General features: G+C 33.5%; 5 protein-coding genes. All 5 read left to right on the top strand.

What is annotated here, in order from left to right; translation table 11 throughout:
• Window positions 1–450: ATP-binding protein (locus LBP67_10230; GenBank protein ID MDR2085356.1), on the top strand; the 450-nt coding region annotated here is incomplete at its 5' end.
• Window positions 451–459: 9 nt separating this feature from the next.
• Window positions 460–969, top strand: a complete 510-nt coding sequence (locus tag LBP67_10225) for a TerB family tellurite resistance protein (protein MDR2085355.1) — start codon at window positions 460–462, stop codon at window positions 967–969.
• Between the two features lie 58 nt (window positions 970–1,027).
• Complete coding sequence (locus LBP67_10220; GenBank protein MDR2085354.1) at window positions 1,028–1,384, top strand: hypothetical protein; 357 nt, start codon at window positions 1,028–1,030, stop codon at window positions 1,382–1,384.
• A 17-nt stretch (window positions 1,385–1,401) separates the two neighbouring features.
• Window positions 1,402–1,881 carry a hypothetical protein gene (locus LBP67_10215; protein MDR2085353.1) on the top strand — a complete coding sequence of 160 codons (480 nt, stop codon included), beginning with the start codon at window positions 1,402–1,404 and terminating at the stop codon, window positions 1,879–1,881.
• 16 nt (window positions 1,882–1,897) lie between these two features.
• On the top strand, window positions 1,898–2,335 hold the full coding sequence (locus LBP67_10210; GenBank protein MDR2085352.1) for a hypothetical protein: 438 nt from the start codon (window positions 1,898–1,900) through the stop codon (window positions 2,333–2,335).
• Window positions 2,336–2,672: the final 337 nt, after the last annotated feature.

The raw sequence follows: 2,672 nt of genomic DNA, 5'->3' as shown, positions 1-2,672 counted from the left end.
GAATTTCTGTCACAGCTGGACAATATCGGCGACTCCGGCGTTTTTGTCATCGGTTCGACCAATCAGCCAAATCTGATAGACAAAGCCGTGCTGCGAGCCGGACGGCTGGAAAAATGGTTTTACATCCCACCTCCAGATTTTGAGGCAAGAAAAGCTCTGTTTGAGTTGTATTTGAAAAACAGGCCTCTTGATTTTGGAATTGACTATGACAAGTTAGCTACACTAACGGAAAATTATGTTTCGAGCGATATAAAATTGCTGATTGACGAGGCTTCACGAAAGACAATCAGAGAAAAGACAAAACGCATTTCAATGGAAACGCTGGAATTTGTCATAAAAAATCAAAGGCCGACTATTTCTCTTGCTGACCTTAAAAAACACGAGGCAATAAAAAAAGAAATAGAAGAAGGCAAAGTTGAGCCGGAAAGGCGTAGAATTGGGTTTAAATAATAAATAAATATGGAAACAACTTCATTTAATCAACTTTTATTAAAAACAGCTTTTTGCTGTATGGCTTCCGACGGCAATATTGACGAAAGAGAAGTCGCCGCAATTAAATCAATAAGTGAATCATTCCCTTCCTTTAACAGTGTTGATTTAAGGAAAGAGATAAATGCGTATGTGTCCGAAATCAATTCAGACAGCAGGCAATTTATTACCAATTATTTTACGACTCTTGAACAATCGAAATTATCTGAACCGGAGGAATTAACTTTAATCGAAATAGCCATTAAAGTAATCAAAGCCGATGCAATTATTAAATACTCGGAAATCAAATTTTTCAAAAATATTCGCCATCGATTGAAAGTAAGTGACGAAAAAATTATTGAACACTTCTCATCAACTATCGAAGATATAGATCAATTTTTAGGAGATGACATTATCGCGGAAACTTTTTTGGATAAAATTACAAATCAATACTTTGATTCTATTGAATTACCTCAATTTGAATTAATTAATGTCAATTAAAAAAACTTTAAGTCTTTCAGCAGTTTCTAATTAGAAATTACAACTTAATCATAAATACATGAAATATATTGGAATTATATTATTTACCTTAATTATTGTTTTTAGTTGCAATAACAAATCTTCAAAAAAGATGGAGGAATTTGTTGAAGCCGTTAAAAAAGGCAATATAGTATTAAAAAATGAGAAAACGTTTTTCCCATGGGAAGATGTTTTGAATTGTAAAGACGATATTATAAAACCGCCAGACAAATACAAATCATATAAATATCCTTATTGCGGGGAAAAAGAAGTGATATGGATTTATTTTAGAAGCTCTGATTGGACATGGGAACAATTATGTGGAAAGATAGGGCCTTTATCAATCTGCCCAAAATGCGCGCGTCAAGTGGAATTTATTTGTCATATAATGAACTAAAAAAAATATTAAAAATTATGAAAACGTACGATTTTTTTCCTGTCAATCTATTAGAGATGCAAGGTGAAATAGAAAGAAAATCTTTCAATTTTACTGCAGACAATTGTAAAATATGGCACCAAGGTAATTGTTTTGTGGACTTACAATCGACCTTTCGGATTTCTGCTGAAGTAAATCCCATAAACAAAAGAATAAAAATAAATATTGACAATTCGGATATTTCCGAATATATTATTGACACATTTAGTTTTTCTGAAATATCCTCAAACAGGGATAGAATACTTTGGAGCAATAATCTTGCTAATAGCGGCGCAGGAGCAGATCACAAAGAACCATGCTATATGTCCCTGTTTTATTATTCAGGAAGATTATCTAAAGTTACTTTTTCAATACATAATCCCGAAATTTTGATAGAATTTATTTCGAATCAGGATGGAAAAATTTCAGATGTTGAGAATCCATTGAAAAAGATTGCACGAGAGTTAGGTCTAATCTAAAAAAATAAATAGTAGTATGTTCGATTTAAGCAACATTTATTTTGTATCCAGTAGCCATCAACGATATGAAAACGGAAAACCTGTTCGTGGACTGCAAACAGGGTGCAACCGTGCAATAAAAATCGGAAACAATATTAATGGGAGTGAAGACTATTCTGTAACTATCTTTAATTTAGATGGCAACCATCCTATGGGCAACAAGGTTCAAATGTCTCCAAAGCCAATGAGAATTATACAACAAGCTGCCGACAAAATAGTACTTCGCGGTTTTGGATATGATAAAGGAGCGCTTGCTATGGGGGCAGGCGAAAATGCTTCGTTTGCTCATTATGGGTTAAGTATTTATTTGAAATATGGCAAAATAGATAAAATCACATTACACATGTACGATAGAAACATTGATATTGACTTTTTTAATAATTATAAAAATTTTAATATTGACTTTTTATTTTAGATGATATCTAATATTTAAAGAATGAGCTAAAAAACAAATATCCATACTTGTAACTTTGTTTACTACACGACAAAGTCCCCTAATTTCGTCGAATAGTGTATATGCTAAAAAAAATACACTATCCTTGTCAAAACTTCTTATCAATATCATCCCTCTGCAGAGGCATGTTCTCTCCCCGCAACCATTAACACCCAACAACAGCCAACTCTTCCGCCGGAGCTTCTTCAAATGCCTTGTCATAGTGGCGCACATCCGACAGCAGCGTTTCCAATAAGGGCAGCATGCTGTTCAAACGTTTGGTCTTAATGATAAAATTCCACAGCGGCTCAAATTTTTT

The organism is Bacteroidales bacterium (genome assembly GCA_031276035.1).
GTDB lineage: Bacteria > Bacteroidota > Bacteroidia > Bacteroidales > BM520 > RGIG7150.
Note: the sequence above shows the minus strand (reverse complement) of the source record. Positions and strands in the feature narration are given on the sequence as shown.

Excerpts from the sequence above, each read along its gene's own strand:
- LBP67_10210 (MDR2085352.1), top strand. The coding sequence starts at position 1,898 with ATGTTCGATTTAAGCAACATTTATTTTGTATCCAGTAGCCATCAACGA.
- LBP67_10225 (MDR2085355.1), top strand. The coding sequence starts at position 460 with ATGGAAACAACTTCATTTAATCAACTTTTATTAAAAACAGCTTTTTGC.
- LBP67_10215 (MDR2085353.1), top strand. The coding sequence starts at position 1,402 with ATGAAAACGTACGATTTTTTTCCTGTCAATCTATTAGAGATGCAAGGT.
- LBP67_10220 (MDR2085354.1), top strand. The coding sequence starts at position 1,028 with ATGAAATATATTGGAATTATATTATTTACCTTAATTATTGTTTTTAGT.